The sequence below is a fragment of the Serratia sp. SA088 genome (genome assembly GCF_049065515.1).
Taxonomy (GTDB): Bacteria; Pseudomonadota; Gammaproteobacteria; order Enterobacterales; family Enterobacteriaceae; genus Serratia; species Serratia nematodiphila.
Genome location: NZ_JBAKGW010000009.1, coordinates 57,877 through 76,770 on the forward strand (window position 1 = coordinate 57,877; position 18,894 = coordinate 76,770).

Sequence of the window (18,894 nt, forward strand, 5' to 3'; positions counted from 1 at the left end):
ACACAATTCGGGGATTGGGCTCTCCAATCCCCGGCATCCTTCCCGATCGCCACAAAAACTGACCAACTCGCTATAAACTGCCGCCCGGATCCGTTAGAATTAGCGGTTCCAATGGCATTCCGCCATCGACGACATCAACGTAAAAGAACGAAACCATGTTTGAAATTAACCCGGTAAAAAACCGAATTCAGGACCTGTCCGAGCGGACTGCGGTTCTTAGGGGGTATCTTTGACTATGATGCCAAGAAGGAACGCCTAGAAGAAGTCAACGCCGAGCTGGAACAGCCGGACGTCTGGAACGAGCCGGAGCGCGCGCAGGCGCTCGGCAAAGAGCGCGCCGCGCTGGAAGCCATCGTTGAAACCATCGATCAGCTGGAGCAGGGCGGCGAAGACGTCGGCGGGCTGCTGGAACTGGCGGTGGAAGCCGACGATGAAGAGACCTTCAACGAAGCGGTCGCCGAACTGGATCAACTGATGAGCAAGCTGGATCAGTTGGAATTCCGCCGCATGTTCTCCGGCGAATACGACAGCGCCGACTGCTACCTGGATATCCAGGCCGGCTCCGGCGGCACCGAAGCGCAGGACTGGGCCAGCATGCTGCTGCGCATGTACCTGCGCTGGGCCGAAGCCAAGGGCTTCAAGACCGAAGTGATCGAAGAGTCCGACGGCGACGTCGCGGGCCTGAAATCGGCCACCATCAAGATCATCGGCGACTACGCGTTCGGCTGGTTGCGCACTGAAACCGGCGTTCATCGCCTGGTGCGCAAGAGCCCGTTCGACTCCGGCGGCCGTCGCCACACCTCGTTCAGCTCGGTGTTCATCTACCCGGAAGTCGACGACGATATCGATATCGAAATCAACCCGGCGGATCTGCGTATCGACGTGTACCGCGCCTCCGGTGCGGGCGGTCAGCACGTCAACAAAACCGAATCCGCCGTACGTATTACTCACCTGCCAACCAACATCGTGGTGCAGTGCCAGAACGATCGTTCTCAGCATAAGAACAAGGATCAAGCGTTTAAACAGCTGCGAGCCAAGCTGTACGAGTTTGAGATGCAAAAGAAAAATGCTGATAAGCAGACGATGGAAGACAACAAGTCCGACATCGGCTGGGGCAGCCAAATCCGTTCTTACGTGCTGGATGACTCCCGCATCAAGGATTTGCGCACCAACGTCGAAACGCGTAACACGCAGGCCGTACTGGATGGCGACCTGGATAAATTCATTGAGGCAAGTTTGAAAGCCGGGTTATGAGGAATAGAAATGTCTGAACAACAAGTACAGGGCGCCGATCAGGCGCTGGATCTCAATAACGAACTGCAGTCCCGCCGCGAGAAACTGGCCGGCCTGCGTGAGAACGGCATTGCGTTCCCGAACGACTTCCGTCGCGACTCCACCTCCGACAAACTGCACGCCGCGTACGGCGATAAAGACAACGAAGAGCTGGAAGCGCTGGGCGCAGAAGTGACCGTCGCCGGCCGCATGATGACCCGCCGCATTATGGGCAAGGCATCCTTCGTTACGCTGCAGGACGTGGGCGGCCGCATTCAGCTGTACGTCGCGCGCGACGATCTGGCTGAAGGCGTGTACAACGAGCAGTTCAAGAAGTGGGACCTGGGCGATATCCTCGGCGCGCGCGGCAAGCTGTTCAAAACCAAGACCGGCGAACTGTCGATCCACTGCACCGAACTGCGTCTGCTGACCAAAGCGCTGCGCCCGCTGCCGGACAAATTCCACGGCCTGGCGGATCAGGAAACCCGTTACCGCCAGCGTTACCTGGATCTGATCGCCAACGAAGAATCGCGCAACACCTTCAAGGTGCGTTCGCAGGTGATGTCCGCTATCCGTAACTTCATGGTGGAACGCGGCTTCATGGAAGTCGAAACCCCGATGATGCAGGTGATCCCGGGTGGCGCGTCCGCGCGTCCGTTCATCACCCACCACAATGCGCTGGATATCGACATGTACCTGCGCATCGCGCCGGAACTGTATCTGAAGCGTCTGGTGGTCGGCGGCTTCGAACGCGTGTTCGAAATCAACCGCAACTTCCGCAACGAAGGCGTTTCTCCGCGTCATAACCCAGAGTTCACCATGATGGAACTCTACATGGCTTACGCGGATTACAAAGACCTGATCGAGCTGACCGAGACCCTGTTCCGCACCCTGACCGAGAAAGTGCTGGGCACCTCTCAGGTGCAGTACGGCGACGAAGTGTTCGACTTCGGCAAGCCGTTCGAGAAGCTGACCATGACCGAGGCGATCAAGAAATACCGTCCGGAAACCGATTTGGCTGACCTGGCCGACATGGGCAAAGCGGTGGCCATCGCCGAATCCATCGGCGTCAAGGTTGAGAAGAGCTGGGGCCTGGGCCGCGTCGTGACCGAGATCTTCGAAGAAGTGGCGGAAAGCCATCTGATTCAGCCGACCTTCATCACCGAGTACCCGGCTGAAGTGTCGCCGCTGGCGCGCCGCAACGACGTGAACCCGGAAATCACCGACCGCTTCGAGTTCTTCATCGGCGGCCGTGAAATCGGCAACGGCTTCTCCGAGCTGAACGACGCCGAAGACCAGGCGCAACGCTTCGCCGACCAGGTGAACGCCAAAGACGCCGGCGACGACGAAGCGATGTTCTACGACGAAGACTACGTCACCGCGCTGGAGCACGGCCTGCCGCCGACCGCCGGTCTGGGCATCGGCATCGACCGCATGGTGATGCTGTTCACCAACAGCCACACCATCCGCGACGTGATTCTGTTCCCGGCGATGCGCCCACAGAAATAATCCCGTTTAGCGTGCAACAACCGGTGCAGGCAACTGCGCCGGTTTTTTTTCGTCTACGGGACTTAACCGCTTAAAACATCGACAGTTACGCGCCATCTCCGCTTGCCCGCCGCCGATAACCGGTTATAATGCCTGTCGCACACCGATGCGGGTGTAGTTCAATGGTAGAACGGCAGCTTCCCAAGCTGCATACGAGGGTTCGATTCCCTTCACCCGCTCCAATCTCCCTATGCATCACCCCATTGAGTTATAACCGTTTTTAGAAAAGCTGATTCTCAACGATTGCATCACCGTTTGGTGCGGGTTGGCTTGTGAGTCGCTCAAGCCATTGGCCTGGCATTTAACCGCGATAACACAACACGCCGCCCAATCCTGATGCGGGTGTGAGCCGCCGTTGCTGCCCACAGCGCGCCATTGCCGTTTAACTCCACTTCTGTTTAGCCCCGGATGGCAGGCGGTTGTCCGTTTCTTCGCAGGAGCGGTCGCATTCTTTCGGCAGCAGGAAGGTGATACTTCCTGCCAGCAACAGCGATGCCGCCAGCGCGCAAACCGCGACGTTCTGTCCGTACAGATAAATCATGACGCCTACCAGATAGGGGCCGCAGAACCCACCGAGGTTGCCCAGCCCGTTGATCACCCCGCGTGCGCTGCCCGCCACTTCCGCCGCCGCAATGCGTCCGGGAATTGACCAGAAGGGGCTGGTCGCCGCTTTAAGGAAGAAGCCGCACACCACCAGCGCGATATAGGCGGCCACCACGTGCTCATGCAGGATCACCGAGGCTATCAGCGCCGCCGCAAAACAGTACAGGGAGATCCTGACCCACAAACGGCGTTTACCGCTGCGATCGCTGAACATCGAAATCACATAAATCCCCGCCAGAGTGGCAACAAACGGCAGGATCGCCAATACCCCAACATTGGCCATGCTGCCACCGGCCAGGTTTTTCAAGATGGTGGGCAGCCACAACGTATACCCATAGTCTCCGGTCTGGTAAAAGAAATTCAGCACGACCAGGCGCATCAATCCCTTGTTGCGAAACACCGCTTTTAACGGCGCCTTCGCTGCCGGCACCCTCCCTTCCCGCGCTTTGCGCTCCCGGGCCAGTTCGGTCAATAAATAGTCGCGTTCCTTCGCCGGTAGCCAACGCGCCTCTTCCGGACGGTCACTGATTACCAGCCACCAAATGGTCAACACCACGACCGACAACAAGCCTTCGATAATGAACAGCCAGCGCCAGTCGAGAGTGGCAATAATCGCGCCGGAAACCGGGGCGGTCAGCATCCCCCCTAGTGGGGCAAACATCATGACGAAGGCATTGGCGCGCCCCAGTTCTTTTTCCGGGAACCAATTGCTTACCATGGTCAGCACGACGGGCAACATTCCTCCTTCGGAGATCCCGAGAATAAAACGCAGCACGAGCAGTTGATATTCATGGGTGACGAACCCGGTGGCGATAGAGACAATCGCCCAGGCCACGAGCGACCAGGCTATAAAACGTTTTCCGCTACCGTAAACCGCAAGTCGTCCGCCAGGGATTTGCAGAAATAAATAACCAATAAAAAAGATACCGCTGGCCACGCCAGCCATCTGGCTGGTAATACCTAAATCCTGTTCCATGCCACCCGGCAGAGCAAAGCTGATATTAACGCGATCCATAAATGAAATAATACAGGTGATAAGGATCGGCGCGATAACCCGCAGCCAGCGAGTTCCTGGTATTTTATCGGTCATAATAGCGTCTCGATGATATCCGCCATTCACAGAGAATATTGTGTTGGCGGATAAAAATGATTATTCGTAACTCAAACGATCATTTTTATTGAATTAACCCAGGAATATCCTGATGTGAAAAATAACCTGCCAGATTATCCAAAACGGATTGGCTCATTCCCTGACGAGTTTCTACGGTAGCGCTGGCCACATGGGGTTGAAGCAGAACATTCTCGAGAGCAAAGAACGCTGTCGGGACATGGGGTTCGTTTTCAAAGACATCCAGAGCGGCCCCGGCGATAACATGATTTTGTAACGCCTTTATCAGCGCCGCCTCATCGACCAGGCTGCCGCGGGCAATATTGATAAGCCAGGCGCGTTCGGGCATGGCGTTAAATACACTGGCATCAATAATCCCGCGGTTTTCCGCACTGCCGGATGCCGCGATCACCAGGAAATCACTCTGTGCTGCGAGCGTGTGCAGATCGGCGCACCACTGGTAATCCAGGCCGTCTTTGCGCTGGCGGTCAGTATACAGGATGGTCATATCGAAGCCTTTCGCCCGGCGGGCGATGGCTTGGCCAATATTCCCCATGCCGAAAATACCGATGCGTTTACCGCTCACTTTAGTCGCCAGCGGTGGCGGCGTCGTTTCCCAGCGGCCTTCGCGTACAAATCGGTCCCCTTGGCAGAGGCGGCGGCTGGCGGACAGCATTAGCCCCAGAGCCAGATCTGCCACATCATCGGTCAGCACGCCGGCGGTGATCCCGACGCTGATATGGCGTTCCCGGGTGTAGTTGAGGTCGATAGCGTCGGTTCCCACGCCAAAGACAGCAATCATGCCCACCTGCGGCAACTGCTCCAGCGTCTCTCGGGTTACCCCCACATCACCACGGGTGACCACCGCCTGAACGTCTGCGCCATGGCGAACCAGAAAGGCTGGAATATCTGATTGTTCATAGAGACGGAATACCCGGTAGCGGGCGTCCAACGCGGCTTGCAAAGCATCCATCACCGGCGCGATAAGTAAAATGGTAGGTTGAGTGTCAGTGTGCATCGTTGCGATCCTGTCTGAAAAATAGGGGATACCCTGTATCAGACGTTTTTTTACCGCTTATTTTTGCGATCTGCATCACGCCAAAGAGTGTTAAAAAAGCATGTTACTGCTGGCGTGATCTCGTGTGCAATTTCGTGGTTTCTGTCAGTGACTATCGGGGAAAATAACTCATTATGCCCGTAGGGGGAGAAGGCTAAATCGATCGATTTTGGTGAAAGCGGTGAATATCCAGTGATTTTCTGCCGTGGATCACAGGATAAGTAACGTCGTTTCGTAACACTTAATTAAGTGACTTTTGTCACAGTTTTAAGCGGCTAAAAACCGTGAGATAGGTCATGACTTATTTCACCATGCCGAATAGCCTTTCAGGTGGAGTTTACTCACAGTGGTGATAGGTTGTAAATATTAACAACAAAGCGGTTTGCTTTGTTGCTTATTCATAGTGGCGCCCGTAGAACGATCGAATAGCGATTCTACCGTAATTACGCCGAGATTGCCTGTTGCCATAAAAATACCCAGCCATTGTTCTTGTCGGTGAAATACCGAATCGATATCTACCAGAGAAAATATTATGATTATTGATGCCTTAACCACTGCCGTAAATAATAAATTCTATCCGGCAGCCATTCGAAAAATGCTGGCCAGCATTATTGAAAGTGAGCCGTACAATTTACCTGTCGGCCACTATCAGGTGCAGGGTAAACAGATGTTCTTTAACGTCGTTGAAGGAGAAACCAAACTGTTGGCCGACCAGAAGCCGGAGTTTCATCGCCAGTATCTGGATATCCATCTTGTCCTGGAAGGGCGAGAAGTGATTGGCGCCGGAGTTCTGGGGCTGCCTTTGCCCCTGAGTGAGCCATTTAACGAGGCGCACGACCTTGGGTTTAGCCCGGCGATCCCCGGTGAGACTCTCATCCACCTGCAACCCGGTGAACTGGCCGTTATCTTCCCGGGGGAGCTGCATCGCCCGATGAGTACCTGCACAACGCCGGCAGTTCTGCGTAAAATTGTGGCGAAAATCGACGGCGCCCTGCTGACGTAGCAAGACGTTCAGCGGCGGCTGGTATCGCTACTTCAGGCTGCCCGGCGGAAAGCCTCGTTCATCCGCCGTCTGCAGCGATTCCGAAGAATACGCCTTTCCCGTCAAAGCCATAGCCCCTAACTTTTAAAAATTGAGTTGGGTTGAATAAATTTACGGCAGAGATTACGCCGTATTATTTACAGGGATATTTGCTTCAGGTTCAGATTACATCATTAAGGCCGGAGTTTACCTCTGTAGTCGATGTAGCCAATCTCATAACGCCTTGATCTTTTAATGCGGTTCCTCCCCATTAGCACAATTTTTTATTTTGGTTTGCCTGCGTTCTGATAGATATTAAAAAAACTATATAAAAATAAATTATTTCGGAGCTAATAATGTCGTTGCAAATCGTGCTTACCCGCAGGGAGGCGCTGGGGAAAATGGTGGGCGTCATCGTCGCCGCCAGCCTGTTGCCTTATTCAAATATAACCTATGCCGAACGGACGCAAATTGCCGCCTCGCCCGTTGAATACGCGCAATTTTTGCAAATTTCGAGAAAAATTACCGAGTTTGACGATTTGGACGTCACACTCTCCGCCCGCTATTTTTCCGCACTGCGCGAACATTTTCCGCAGTTGAACTCGCAACTCAACGCCCTGTTCATCCTGAGCCAGCAAGCCACCGATGCGGAAACCTTGAACCGACATGCGATTGAACAGGGGCAGAGGGAGCTTATCCAGGCGATCGTGACCGCGTGGTATACCGGAACCGTAGATCCTTCAAACGCTGAGCAGGGTCAGTTGATTAGTTATAAAGAGGCGCTGATGTATCGCACGGTTCAGGATGCCCTGATTGTGCCGACCTGGTGCAATTTTGGCCCGCTGTGGTGGACCGGCTTGCCGCCGGGCGTTACCCGCCAACCTTCCATTCCCGCAACAGATTTGCCTGCCGTAGCCGATAAAAAATATGAGGACCGCGTGTGAAAAGCCCAATAATTAATGCTTCCGGCGATGCAGAGGCCGATGTCGTCATTGTCGGTTCCGGTATTGTGGGCGGTCTGATGGCGGATGCTTTGGTGAGCCAGGGCTACTCGGTGCTGGTGCTTGAGGCAGGCCCGCGCATTGAGCGCGCACAGGCTGTGGAAAACTGGCGCAATATGCCACTGCACAATCGTGCGGGGTCGGATTTTCAGGGGCTTTACCCGCAATCGGAGTACGCCACCGCGCCGCTCTATTTCCCGGAGAACGACTATATCAAACTGACCGGCCCCAATGGCTCAGGCTTTAAACAGGGCTATTTGCGTGTGGTGGGGGGAACTACCTGGCACTGGGCCGCTTCTTGCTGGCGCAACCATCCCAATGATTTTCGCATGAAATCCCTCTATGGCGTGGGGAGAGACTGGCCTATTTCCTACGAAGATATCGAACCGTGGTACGCGAAAGCCGAAGAGGAAATAGGCGTTGCCGGCCCGAATAATCCGGAGTGGCAGTCCCCTGCGGAACGCAGCGGGCCTTACCCGATGGACATGGTGCCCTGGGCCTACGGCGACAGACGCATTGCTGAGATTGTTAATCCTCACGGTTTTAAATCGGTGCCCATTCCGCAAGGCCGCAGCACCCGCCCCTGGAACGGACGACCCACCTGCTGCGGCAATAACAATTGCCAGCCGATTTGCCCTATAGGGGCGATGTACAACGGCATTCACCACGTTGAACGGGCCGAACACAAGGGGGCGAAGGTGATCCCCGAGGCGGTGGTGTACAAAATTGACACCGACGACAATAACCGCGTCACCGCCGTTCACTGGTACGACACGGCGCATAACTCCCATCGGGCGATCGGTAAAACGTTCGTTCTGGCCTGCAATGGGATTGAGAACCCGCGCTTGCTGCTGCTGGCGGCCAACGAAAAGAACCCGAACGGCATTGCGAACAGCTCGGATCAGGTGGGGCGCAACATGATGGATCACTCTGGCCTGCACTGCTCCTTCCTGGCGCGAGAGGCCCTGTGGGTTGGCCGCGGCCCGGCGCAGAGCAGCTGCATGGTGGGGTATCGTGACGGTGCGTTCCGCAGCGACCACTCTGCCAACAAGATCATCATCAACAACATCAACCGGGTGATCCCCTCCGCCCTTGAAGTCCTGAAAACGGGCAAGGTCGGCAAGGCGCTGCAGGATGAAGTGCGCGATCGCGCCAGCCGCTCGGTGGATCTCTCCATCAGCCTGGAACCGCTGCCGGACCCGAACAACCGTCTGACCCTGAGCCCTACCCGCAAAGACAAGCATGGCCTGGCCTGCCCGGACATCCACTACGACGTTGGCGATTACGTGCGCAAAGGGCTGGAAGTGGTCAAAACCCAGCTACGGCAGATTGGCGACTTGTTCGATGCGCAAGAGTTTGTGATTAACGACAAGCTGAATGCCAACAACCACATTATGGGCGGCACGATCATGGGCAGCGATCCCACGAACTCGGTGGTGAACGGCAATTGCCGCGCCCACGATCATGACAACCTTTGGATCCCGGGTGGAGGCGCCATGGTTTCAGCCAGCGTTGTCAACACCACGTTGACGATGGCGGCGCTTGGACTCAAGGCGGCCAATGACGTACTGCGCGCCCTGGAGAGCAAATGAATAAAATCACCCACTCGCTGGCAGCGACGCTGCTGCTGGGAAGCGGCTTCGCGGCGCATGCCCAGGACGGCGATCTGATCGCTAGAGGGCAAGCGCTGGCTATTGCCTCGGACTGCATGGCCTGCCATACGAATACGCAGCAGCAGGGCAAGCCTTTTGCCGGGGGGTACGGCATTGCTTCTCCCATGGGCACTATCTACGCCACCAATATAACCCCATCGGTAAAATACGGCATCGGCGGCTATTCTGAAGCGGCGTTTGCCGAGGTTCTGCGCTCTGGGATCCGGCAAGATGGGACGTATCTCTATCCGGCAATGCCTTACACCGCCTATACCCGTCTGAGTGATGACGAGATCCACGCGTTGTATACCTATTTCATGCATGGCGTTGCCCCGGTCGATGAGCCGGCCAAGCGCCAAACCGATCTGCCGTTTCCGTTCAACATCCGCCTCTCCATGGCGGTGTGGAACATGCTTTATTTGGACGATCGGCGTTTCACCCCGGATGTGACGAAAGGTGAGGCGTGGAACGAGGGGGCTGCGCTGGTGCAGGGCCCGGCTCACTGCGGAACCTGTCATACGCCGCGTAATGTGCTGATGGCGGAAGACAATTCGCGCTTCCTGATGGGGGCATCGTTGGGTTCTTGGTACGCGCCGAATATCACCGCCGATCGCCAGGAAGGGATCGGCGACTGGAGCGAGCAGGAGTTAGTGGACTACCTGAAAACCGGTCGGGCGGAAGGGCGCGCACAAGCTGCGGGGCCAATGGCTGAAGCCGTTGAGCACAGCTTCCAATACCTGACCGACCGGCAGCTGCGGGCGATTGCAACTTACCTGAAGACCGTGCCGTCACAGGGCGAGGGGCGCCAGGGCAATGGCCTTGGCCAGGCGCACTACAACGTTGAGCCCCATCTCCGCGGCATGAATTCGCCCAACGCCAACCACACGCTCAATAGCGGCGAGGCGCTCTACAGCGGCTACTGCGCCAGTTGCCATCAGCCGGACGGCAGCGGCAGTTTGAACCAGGCCTACCCTTCGCTATTCAACAACTCCACCACGGCCGCGAGCAATCCGTCAAACCTGATTGCCGCCATTTTGCAGGGGGTTGATCGCCGGGTTGACGGCAAGCACGTACTGATGCCGAGCTTTGGCGCCGGTTCCTATGTCGGAGAGCTGACGGATAAGCAGGTTGCCGATATCGCTAACTTCGTGCTGCAGAAATACGGCAACAGCACGCTGAGCGTGACTGAGGAGGACGTGAGTGAGGTGCGCGCCGGGGGCCCGAAACCGCTGTTGGCGCGCGCACAGCCGATGATTCTGCCTGGCATGGCCGTCGCGGCGGTCGTCATTATTCTGCTGGTCCTATTCTGGCTCCGGCGCCGCAAGGCACGTTAAGGGGGCGTTCGGTCAGGTGGGTGGCGCCATCTGGCCGAATTTCTGGTCGGGATAGCGAGTGATGTTCTTCTGGCGAAGCGGGCAATTATGGCCAGTGCTGAAGTGACTGGCGAGGAAAGCTATATTGTCTCCCCCATTGACAGGCGGAAGTGGAGATCGACACGTTCAATGGTCGGCAGCCCTTTAATTTTTTTTATTATGATTTCTGTCGCCACTTTCCCCATCTCATAGCGTGGCGTCAGTACGCTGGCTAACCGAGGGGTGATGATCTGCCCGATCTCAAGACCGTGAAATCCGGCAATGGCAATTTGCGCTGGAACGCTGATACCGTTTGCCAGGCATTCCTGTAACACGCCCACGGCCAGATCGTCGTTGGTACAGAGAATTCCATCCATATCCGGATACATTTGGCTCGCAAGCGTCATCATGCCTGTCCCAATTGAAATGGAAGAGATCTTATTGGGGGAAATACGACCGGTAGGTAAATCATGGTTAGCCATTGCCTGACAGTATCCCGTGTAACGCTGTTCATCGCGGATATCAGACATTGAACCAAAATAGATAATGCGTTTTTTACCGCTGGCCAGCAACATGGTGGTCATATCGTAGCCGGCTTTCACATTATCAAAACCCACGTTAATTCGATCTGCATTGCCTGACAGCCCCATGATTTCAGCAACGGGTATTTTTGCCGTCTTCAGGAATTTTTCCGCCCGCAGACTATGAACTGACTCGGTCAGCAGCAGCCCTTTTATCTTAAAAGCCAGGATCGCGGCAATTTGCTCCTCTTCGCGTTTGCTGTTGTAGTCATAATTGACGACCAGCGTCTGATAACCCTGTACAGACGTCACGGATTCAATGCCGGCGAGGACATCAGCAAATATCAGATTGTTAAAAGAAGGAACCAGAACGCCGATGAGGGGAGGGCTATTGGAATAGAGGGCGGGATTGTCAGGATCGGCCTGATAGCCGACTTCCTCGATCACGGCGGCGATGCGCGCAGCGGTTTCCGGTTTAACCCTGTCCGGCGTGCGCAGATAGCGGCTGACCGTCATTTTGGTGACACCAGCCAGTACAGCAATGTCATTTAACGTAATGCGCTGCGACTTCACCATTCATACTCATCTGATCCAGACCGTGTTTGTCATTATGCCCACTGCCGAGTCAAAAGAGAATGCGCGCAATGTGCTGCCTCCGTCGTATCCGGTGACAACCGCACGATGCGCCGATCCAGGTCTTTTTTCCCGTTCTGGCATTATATGTTCTTTATCTTCGCATTTCGTAACGCGGGGAAAGAAAGGCATGCATCTGTGCGCCGTGGACGCGGTGGAAGAAAAGACCGGCAGTTTGATACCTTATTCGGCCCGCCCAATAAGATGAACGGGCCGATATGGCCGGGTTAACTGAGAATATCTTCGGCGATCACGTTGAACAGCGTATCGATCTCGCCCCGAGTGTTGTAGTGCATCATGCCGATGCGCAGCACGCCGCCGTCCTGCAGCCCCAGCTGTTGTACCAAACCCAACGCATAGAAATGCCCGCTGCCGGCGCAGATGTTGTGCTGCCCCAGGCGGCGGGCGATCGCGTCAGGCGTATGGCCGCTGAAGGTCAGGGCGAAGGTCGGCGTGCGGCGCGCGCTGTCCGCCCGGGGGTTGCCATAAAGCCGCACGCCGTCGAGTTGTTGCAGCCGCTGCAGGAAGTGGCTGCACAACGCCTCTTCATGCTGGTGGTAGGCGGCGAAGCTCTCCTGCAGACGCTGCCTTAACGGCGCACCGGGCGTGCCCCACTGCGCCAGATACTCGATAGCGGCCGCGACGCCGGCCAGCGCTTCGAAGCTTTGCGTGCCGGTCTCGAAACGGCCGGGGCCGACGTCGGTGGCCGGCTCGACCTTGTAAGGGCGCAGGCGCTGCAACCACTGCGGCGCGATGTAGGCCATGCCGACGTGCGGGCCAAAGAACTTGTAGGCGGAGCACACCAGGAAGTCACAGCCCAGCGCCTGCACGTCAATCAGGTTGTGCGGCGCATAGTGCACGGCGTCGACATACACCTGCGCGCCGACCCGATGCGCGGCTTCGACGATGGTTTTGATATCGACGATGCTGCCGGTGACGTTGGAGGCGTAGCTGACCGCCACCAGACGGGTGTTGGCGTTGATGCGCTCGCACACTTTCGCGGCATCCAATGCGCAGTCGGCGCTCTCCAGCGGTATCTGATGCACCGCGGCTCCTTTGTCAGCGGCAGCCTGCTGCCAACTGGAGACGTTGGCGTAGTGATCCAGTGCGGTGACGATGACTTCATCGCCGGCCTGCCAGTCGCGGCTGATGATGCGGCTGAGATGGAAAGTCAGCGTGGTCATGTTCATGCCGAAGACGATGTTGTCGGGCGACGGCGCATTTAACAAGGCGCGCACCGATTCCCGCGCCTGGCCCATCACCTCGCCGGTGACCCGGCTCGAGAAATAGTGGCCGCCCAGGTTGGCGTTGTACCTTCCCAGGTAGTCGGTCATTTTTTCCAGCACGCCCCGTGAAACCTGCGCACCGCCGGGGCCGTCGAAAAAGATGGCCGGTTTGCCGTCGATCTGCTGTGACAGCGCGCTGAACTGGGCGCGGGCGAGCTCGGGGGTAAAGGTCATGCTTTCTCCCCCCGCGCGGTGAGGACAAAGAGATCCAAATGACCTTCTTCTTCCGGGCTCACGGCGTTGATCGGCGTGGCGTTGTGCCACAGTTTGCTGTCCGCCAGCAGCACGGCTTCACCGTCCGCCAGCGCTTTTTTAAAGAAAGGGTCGTGGTGGCTGTCGTCATACAGCATGATTTCACCGCCGACGATGTTGTGCCGGTGAATGGCGATCATCGCGATATGGTCGAAACCGTCCTGGTGAATGCCTTCCGGCGCCACCTGGGTGTCTTTCTCGATGGCGACCACGCGCATCTGGTGGATCTCTATCTCGGCGCCTTCCGGCAGTTCGTTGCTTTCTGCAAACAGGTTGCACATCTCCGCCATGCCGGCGCTCTGCAACACGGCGCTGTCGATAGGTTCGAAGCGGCGAACCACATTGCCCTGGAAGTGGTTGATCTGATCCGACTGCATGAAGGTGCGCGGCCCCACTTCGACGACGTTGGGGTTGAGGTATTTAACGACCGAATAACGGCGCAGGCGATATTTGCCGTCGGCGTGTTGCGTGTGGGGCAAGGAGGAGAACGATGGCATCAGCTGTTGGGTGGCTTGCGGGCTTAGTACAGTCATACTTATTACGTTTTCGTGTTTCTGTAACATAATCACCTCTAATAATAATAATTTCTGATGTTGTAGGGGGTAATTCGATTGAATTGTAGACGACTCTATAACCAACGCAATTTAGCGGTGGCGAGGTGTGACGGCGGTCGTAAAGTGGGGTGAACAGCAGAGAGATAAAATAGCGAAAAGTCGGCTGGCTCTACGATGAAACGGCGCGGCAGCTTGCCCGCACCGACAGGTATGAAGCGATGAGCGCGCGGCCCTTATGCTTAGAACGTCTCGAAATACAGCTCGCGCAACAGCCAGGATATTTCGTTATTGGTGCGGTTCAGGACGTCAATTCTGTGAACCCCTATCGCTTCTGCGCGCAGATCGAGCAGCAAGTTGCGAATCTGCCGGAATAACGGGGTTTGCGGGTTGGGTTTGGCCAACTGCTGGCCGCACAGTTTGATACCGGCGTCGCAACCGGTGGCGATGTCCGTCAGGCAGCACGAGCAGGTGGTATTTTGGCGCGCCATATTGCGGCATTGTTGCCCGATTACCTGATTGAAATGGCGTAATTGCAGGCAGACTTCCCGCGAGTTCAACGGGTTGGAATGGGTTGTCATCGGTTTCAGCTCCCTTGTCTGCGCCTATATTGGCACTTACCGATGAAGATAACCACGGACAAGCCGAGGGGGTATCGCCTTGTTTTGTCTGGAAGCGACAAAAACGATGAGGCCCGCGATGGCGGGCCGGTAGCGTCAGGCGCGTTTAAACAGATTCGCCGCCTGGAACAGCGCAAAGGAGCTGACCAGCATCTCGATGCCGACGATCGCCGTCACCAGCGTGACCGACGCCGCCGGGCCTGAGCCGATCAGCATCCAGGCGATGATCAAATCGAGTACGCCAATGACGAACTGCAGCCAGTTGCCCGGCAATCCGCGGCGCATATAGCCGGCCGCCAGGCGCGCGATGCCGCCGAGCGCGAACAGCACGGCAAGGTAGACCGCCAGCGCCAGAATGCCCGCCAGCGGGCTGGTGATGAACACATAACCGATAATCAGGTAGGCCACGCCCAGCAGAATGCCGCCGATCATCGGCCAGGTATTCTGCGCCCGGTTGGCGATCATGGCGATAATCAGCCCGGCGCCGCTCAACAGCAGCAGGACGCCGACCACGATGCTCAACGCCGCGCCGGAGGCGAAAGGGTTGACCAGGCACAGTATGCCGCCCGCCAGCAGCAGGAAGGCGATGATCAGCAGGGTGGTGCGTTGCTTTTTGAGCAGTTCTTCGCTCAGGAGGGGGAGATTATTGCGGTCGAGGTTCAACATGACAGTACTCCATTTCGTCGTTGGGTAATTAATCAGTCATCCTTACCTGTTTAGCATAGACCGTCTGGGGGTTTTTGACTGACCCGGCGCAAATGTTACACTGTGCGGCTGACGCGTATCAGAACCGAAAAGACGATTGGGGACAGGATTTGAGCACAGGAAGCAAGCTGGCGAGGTGGCGCCGCATCGCGGTGTGTCTGACATTGGGGCTGCTGTTGGCCGGATGTTCGGGTAAAAACACCTACAACCGCGACTACGACAAACTGCCGAAGGGCAGCTACACCGGTAAGTCCTACACCGTCAAACGGGGCGATACGCTGTATTACATCGCCTGGATCACCGACAGCGAAGTCAGCGATCTGGCCAGAATCAACAAGATACGCCCGCCTTATAGCCTGGAAGTGGGGCAAAAGCTGCGGCTGAGCGGCAGCGCGCCGACCAAAACCGCCGCCACGCGCCGTAAAACATCTTCCTCCGCGATCGCCAAGCAAACGCCGCCGCCGGGCGCCGCACGTTGCTGGCGCTGGCCGACCAGCGGCCGGATCGTGCAGGCGTACTCCAATGCCGATGGCGGCAACAAGGGCATCGACATCGCCGGTAAACGCGGCCAGCCGATCTATGCTTCCGCCAAGGGCAAAGTGGTGTACGTCGGCAACCAACTGCGCGGCTACGGCAACCTGATCATGATTAAGCACGGCGAAGACTTTATTACCGCCTACGCGCACAACGACACTACGTTGGTGCGCAACGGCCAGGATGTGAAAGCGGGGCAGAAGATTGGCACTATGGGCAGCACCGGCACCGATTCGGTGTTCCTGCATTTCCAGATCCGCTATCGCGCCACCGCGCTAGATCCGCAGCGCTATCTGCCGCCGCAGGGTTCGTCGCCATCCTGTTAACGTCAATCCGGCTCCTTGCAGAGCCGGATGTCAGCTATTTCAGCGGCAGATAAAGATCGGTCACCAGTTCATATTCCGCCACCTCGTGCACGAAGTTGTGGTAGTGGAAATAGAGCGGGAAATCGCGCAGCTCCTCGCCGCTGGCCGGCAACCACTCGCTGTAAAGATAGCGGGCGCTTTCCGAGAGCCCATCCAGCGATCCGAGATGGCGCAGCACCGCGCAGCGCCCGGCCGGCAGCGTGCCGTTCACCACGCCGAAGGCGTTGTCCTCCGGGATCGGCGCAGTGACCTCTCCGCAGATGTAGAAGCGGAAGTCCTGCGCTTCGGTGGTGGCCGGATCGTGCGGCGCGATACCGTAAGTGCGGCTGCTTCTGACCGGCGACAGGCCGCTGGTTTTGCGCCACTCGATAAAGCGTGCGGCGGTTTCGTTGACCAGCGCGGATGGGCCGCGATGTTCGATCATCGCCACCGGCGTGGCCGGGAAGTCGAGAATGTCTACCTTCATGGGTTGTTTCCTTTTGTGTTTCGGCTCGGGAAAGCGCTGTTGCCAATCGATCCAGGCCGGCCGTTTGCGAAACTGGCTTGGCGTTTGGCTGAACGCCTGTTTGAAGGCGCGGCTGAAGGACTCCGGGTTTTGAAAACCGGCGTCCAGCGCGATGTCAATCACCGGCTCCAGCGGGTTATACGCCAGGCGGTACGAGGCGCGTTTGAGCCTCATCCACTGGATATAACGCCACACCGAGATGCCACAATACGCGCTAAACTGGCGTTGAAAGTGAAAACGCGAAAAGTGGGCCACTTCGCTCAGTTTTTCGACGGTGAGCGCCTCGTCCAGGTGGCGGTCGATATAGTCAAAGACCAGCGCAAAGCGCTTTGCATACGTCTGGGTCATGTGATTGTCTCCTCCATGCCTGAACTTTGCCCGAGCCGCCGCCGCTTCTCCTGACGGATGATGCTGAGTTATCGCTGCAGGAAAAGGGAATGGTGCGGCGTTCGCCGCCGGCCAGGCCAAACTCATAACCCCCGCGCGGCTGTGCGCCGCGATCCCGACCGAGAAGATGAATATTACATGATGGATCGTTCCCGTTTGCTGAAATTCCTGCTGCCCTATCTGTGGCCGAAAGATAACCCGCGGCTGCGTTGGTATCTGGTGGTGGCCTTCGTGTTCATGGTGGCGGCCAAGGTCAGCACCACGCTGGTGCCGCTGGCCTACAAAGCGATGGTTGATGCGCTGAGCGGCGAGACGGCGAAAATGCTGGCGGTGCCGCTGGGGCTGATCGTCGCCTACGGCGTGGCGCGGGTGGGCGGCGCGCTGTTTGAGGAACTGCGCAACGTGATGTTTATCCACGTCAGCCAGAACGCCACGCGCCTGTTGGGCGTGCGGGTGTTCCGCCAGCTGCATGCGCTGAGCCTGCGTTTCCATCTGGAGCGCCAGACCGGCGGATTGTCGCTGTCCATCGAGCGCGGCACTCAGGCGGTGTCCACGGTGCTGTCGCGGCTGCTGTTCTCCATCGTGCCGATCCTGTTCGAGCTCTCGCTGGTCACGGCGATCATGTGGCATATGCTGAACGGCTGGTTCGCGCTGGCGATCCTGACGACGGTCGGCTGCTACATCTTGTTCACCGTGTTGGCGGTCAGCTGGCGCACCCGCTTTCGTCGCGAGCTCAACAAGGCCAACGCCGACGCCAACAGCAAATCCATCGACAGCCTGCTGAACTATGAGACCGTGAAGTACTTCGGCAATGAAGAGTTCGAGGCCGAGCGTTTCGACCTCTCGCGCCGGCTGTACGAATACGCCGCCATCAAGAACCAATTCAGTTTTACGGCGATCAACCTGGGGCAAACCGCCATTATCTCGATCGGACTGATCGTGATGATGACCATGGCGGCGCGGGGCATTACGCAGGGGACGATGACGGTCGGCGACTTCGTGCTGGTCAATGCCTATCTGCTGCAGCTGTATCAGCCGCTGAACTTCTTCGGCTTTATTTATTCCGAGGTGCGCCAGGCGCTGATCGACATGGAGAACATGTTCGATCTGCTGCAGGAACCGCGTGAGATCGTCGATAGCCCGGATGCGCAGCCGCTGCGCCTCGATCGCGGCGAAGTGAGGTTCGACGCGGTCAGCTTCGGTTACGACACGCGCCGGCCGATCCTCAAGCAGGTGAGTTTTACCATTCCGGCGGGCCACACGGTGGCGGTGGTCGGCGCCTCCGGCGCGGGCAAGTCCACGCTGTCGCGCCTGCTGTTCCGCTTTTACGACGTGCAGGGGGGCGCCATTACCCTCGACGGCCAGGACATTCGCCAACTGACCCAGGCCAGCCTGCGGCAGGCGATCGGCATCGTGCCGCAGGATACGGTGCTGTTCAACGATACGTTGCGTTATAACATCGGTTACGGCAAAACCGGCTCCAGCGATGAAGAAATCGAGCGGGCGGCGCGGCTGGCGCATATCCATGATTTTATCGTCGGTCTGCCCGACGGTTACGACACCCGGGTGGGCGAGCGCGGGCTGAAGCTGTCGGGCGGGGAAAAGCAGCGGGTGGCGATTGCGCGCACCATTCTGAAAAATCCGGCCATCCTGGTGTTTGACGAGGCGACCAGCGCGTTGGATACCCAGACCGAGCGCGAAATCCAGGGGCACCTGCGCGAGGTGAGCCGCAACCACACCACGCTGGTGATCGCTCATCGGCTCTCCACCGTGGTGGACGCCGATGAAATTATCGTGCTGGAGGCGGGGGAGATCGTCGAGCGCGGGGGGCACGAGGCGTTGCTGGCCGCGAACGGCCGCTACGCCGCCATGTGGCAAACCCAGTACAGTGAAGAGCAGGAACCGCACTGACGGAGCCGCC

16 protein-coding genes and 1 tRNA gene are annotated in these 18,894 nt (G+C 57.5%); 9 read left to right on the forward strand and 8 right to left on the reverse strand.

Translation table 11 applies throughout. From position 1 onward, the window contains the following. Positions 1-155: 155 nt before the first annotated feature. From prfB to ACOWVD_RS20670, 3 genes are all read left to right on the forward strand, one after another. Positions 156-1,254 (forward strand): peptide chain release factor 2 gene (gene prfB, locus ACOWVD_RS20660; RefSeq protein ID WP_096242572.1). Its coding sequence is split into 2 segments (ribosomal slippage): positions 156-230 and positions 232-1,254, totalling 1,098 coding nucleotides; the frame shifts between segments, so codons are not numbered across the junction. Between the two features lie 9 nt (positions 1,255-1,263). Continuing rightward, entirely contained in the window at positions 1,264-2,781 is a 1,518-nt protein-coding gene (gene lysS / locus ACOWVD_RS20665) for a lysine--tRNA ligase (protein WP_421105762.1), read from the forward strand. Between the two features lie 147 nt (positions 2,782-2,928). Continuing rightward, a tRNA-Gly gene (locus ACOWVD_RS20670) sits at positions 2,929-3,002 on the forward strand. A 200-nt stretch (positions 3,003-3,202) separates the two neighbouring features. Here ACOWVD_RS20670 and ACOWVD_RS20675 read toward each other — a convergent pair. Next, the gene (locus tag ACOWVD_RS20675) at positions 3,203-4,513 is read right to left on the reverse strand and encodes an MFS transporter (protein WP_421105763.1); all 1,311 of its coding nucleotides are present in this window, start codon (positions 4,511-4,513) and stop codon (positions 3,203-3,205) included. Positions 4,514-4,598: 85 nt separating this feature from the next. Then, a complete protein-coding gene (locus tag ACOWVD_RS20680) occupies positions 4,599-5,549 on the reverse strand; it encodes a 2-hydroxyacid dehydrogenase (RefSeq protein WP_015378963.1) in 951 nt (316 codons plus the stop codon). 571 nt (positions 5,550-6,120) lie between these two features. On the opposite strand from ACOWVD_RS20680, the gene ACOWVD_RS20685 reads away from it, so the two are divergent. From ACOWVD_RS20685 to ACOWVD_RS20700, 4 genes are all read left to right on the forward strand, one after another. Continuing rightward, positions 6,121-6,591 (forward strand): YhcH/YjgK/YiaL family protein, encoded by a 471-nt coding sequence (locus ACOWVD_RS20685; protein WP_015378962.1) that lies wholly within the window; start codon positions 6,121-6,123, stop codon positions 6,589-6,591. Positions 6,592-6,965: 374 nt separating this feature from the next. After that, positions 6,966-7,553: a sugar dehydrogenase complex small subunit gene (locus ACOWVD_RS20690; protein WP_342140150.1), complete on the forward strand. Its 588-nt coding sequence runs from the start codon at positions 6,966-6,968 to the stop codon at positions 7,551-7,553. Beyond that, on the forward strand, positions 7,550-9,202 hold the full coding sequence (locus ACOWVD_RS20695; protein WP_025304112.1) for a GMC family oxidoreductase: 1,653 nt from the start codon (positions 7,550-7,552) through the stop codon (positions 9,200-9,202). The genes ACOWVD_RS20690 and ACOWVD_RS20695 overlap by 4 nt, the downstream gene beginning before the upstream one ends. After that, complete coding sequence (locus ACOWVD_RS20700; protein ID WP_274852011.1) at positions 9,199-10,596, forward strand: c-type cytochrome; 1,398 nt, start codon at positions 9,199-9,201, stop codon at positions 10,594-10,596. The genes ACOWVD_RS20695 and ACOWVD_RS20700 overlap by 4 nt, the downstream gene beginning before the upstream one ends. A 119-nt stretch (positions 10,597-10,715) precedes the next feature. On the opposite strand, the gene ACOWVD_RS20705 is transcribed toward ACOWVD_RS20700, so the two are convergent. The 5 genes from ACOWVD_RS20705 to ACOWVD_RS20725 all read right to left on the reverse strand — a co-directional run bounded on the left by ACOWVD_RS20705 (position 10,716) and on the right by ACOWVD_RS20725 (position 15,143). Next, positions 10,716-11,708, reverse strand: coding sequence for a LacI family DNA-binding transcriptional regulator (locus tag ACOWVD_RS20705; protein ID WP_031300612.1), 993 nt, complete (start codon positions 11,706-11,708; stop codon positions 10,716-10,718). Positions 11,709-11,995: 287 nt separating this feature from the next. After that, the gene (locus ACOWVD_RS20710) at positions 11,996-13,228 is read right to left on the reverse strand and encodes a cysteine desulfurase-like protein (RefSeq protein WP_021505696.1); all 1,233 of its coding nucleotides are present in this window, start codon (positions 13,226-13,228) and stop codon (positions 11,996-11,998) included. Further along, positions 13,225-13,839 (reverse strand): 2OG-Fe dioxygenase family protein, encoded by a 615-nt coding sequence (locus tag ACOWVD_RS20715; RefSeq protein ID WP_239504348.1) that lies wholly within the window; start codon positions 13,837-13,839, stop codon positions 13,225-13,227. Before ACOWVD_RS20715 ends, ACOWVD_RS20710 begins: the two co-directional genes overlap by 4 nt. Positions 13,840-14,099: 260 nt before the next feature. Further along, positions 14,100-14,438 (reverse strand): hypothetical protein, encoded by a 339-nt coding sequence (locus tag ACOWVD_RS20720; RefSeq protein ID WP_048324755.1) that lies wholly within the window; start codon positions 14,436-14,438, stop codon positions 14,100-14,102. 135 nt (positions 14,439-14,573) lie between these two features. Continuing rightward, on the reverse strand, positions 14,574-15,143 hold the full coding sequence (locus tag ACOWVD_RS20725) for an HdeD family acid-resistance protein (RefSeq protein WP_004931723.1): 570 nt from the start codon (positions 15,141-15,143) through the stop codon (positions 14,574-14,576). Positions 15,144-15,292: 149 nt separating this feature from the next. Here ACOWVD_RS20725 and actS point away from each other — a divergent pair, with 149 nt between their 5' ends. After that, entirely contained in the window at positions 15,293-16,042 is a 750-nt protein-coding gene (gene actS / locus ACOWVD_RS20730; protein ID WP_025304102.1) for an amidase activator ActS, read from the forward strand. 34 nt (positions 16,043-16,076) lie between these two features. Here actS and ACOWVD_RS20735 read toward each other — a convergent pair whose 3' ends face one another. Further along, entirely contained in the window at positions 16,077-16,934 is an 858-nt protein-coding gene (locus tag ACOWVD_RS20735) for an AraC family transcriptional regulator (RefSeq protein WP_049240075.1), read from the reverse strand. Positions 16,935-17,114: 180 nt separating this feature from the next. On the opposite strand from ACOWVD_RS20735, the gene ACOWVD_RS20740 reads away from it, so the two are divergent. Continuing rightward, positions 17,115-18,884: an ABCB family ABC transporter ATP-binding protein/permease gene (locus tag ACOWVD_RS20740; RefSeq protein ID WP_033633586.1), complete on the forward strand. Its 1,770-nt coding sequence runs from the start codon at positions 17,115-17,117 to the stop codon at positions 18,882-18,884. Positions 18,885-18,894: the final 10 nt, after the last annotated feature.

Coding starts and splice junctions, on each gene's coding strand:
- ACOWVD_RS20720 (WP_048324755.1), bottom strand. CDS start 14,438: ATGACAACCCATTCCAACCCGTTGAACTCGCGGGAAGTCTGCCTGCAA.
- ACOWVD_RS20685 (WP_015378962.1), top strand. CDS start 6,121: ATGATTATTGATGCCTTAACCACTGCCGTAAATAATAAATTCTATCCG.
- ACOWVD_RS20725 (WP_004931723.1), bottom strand. CDS start 15,143: ATGTTGAACCTCGACCGCAATAATCTCCCCCTCCTGAGCGAAGAACTG.
- ACOWVD_RS20700 (WP_274852011.1), top strand. CDS start 9,199: ATGAATAAAATCACCCACTCGCTGGCAGCGACGCTGCTGCTGGGAAGC.
- ACOWVD_RS20675 (WP_421105763.1), bottom strand. CDS start 4,513: ATGACCGATAAAATACCAGGAACTCGCTGGCTGCGGGTTATCGCGCCG.
- ACOWVD_RS20735 (WP_049240075.1), bottom strand. CDS start 16,934: ATGACCCAGACGTATGCAAAGCGCTTTGCGCTGGTCTTTGACTATATC.
- ACOWVD_RS20740 (WP_033633586.1), top strand. CDS start 17,115: ATGGATCGTTCCCGTTTGCTGAAATTCCTGCTGCCCTATCTGTGGCCG.
- ACOWVD_RS20680 (WP_015378963.1), bottom strand. CDS start 5,549: ATGCACACTGACACTCAACCTACCATTTTACTTATCGCGCCGGTGATG.
- ACOWVD_RS20715 (WP_239504348.1), bottom strand. CDS start 13,839: ATGACTGTACTAAGCCCGCAAGCCACCCAACAGCTGATGCCATCGTTC.
- ACOWVD_RS20710 (WP_021505696.1), bottom strand. CDS start 13,228: ATGACCTTTACCCCCGAGCTCGCCCGCGCCCAGTTCAGCGCGCTGTCA.
- lysS (WP_421105762.1), top strand. CDS start 1,264: ATGTCTGAACAACAAGTACAGGGCGCCGATCAGGCGCTGGATCTCAAT.
- ACOWVD_RS20690 (WP_342140150.1), top strand. CDS start 6,966: ATGTCGTTGCAAATCGTGCTTACCCGCAGGGAGGCGCTGGGGAAAATG.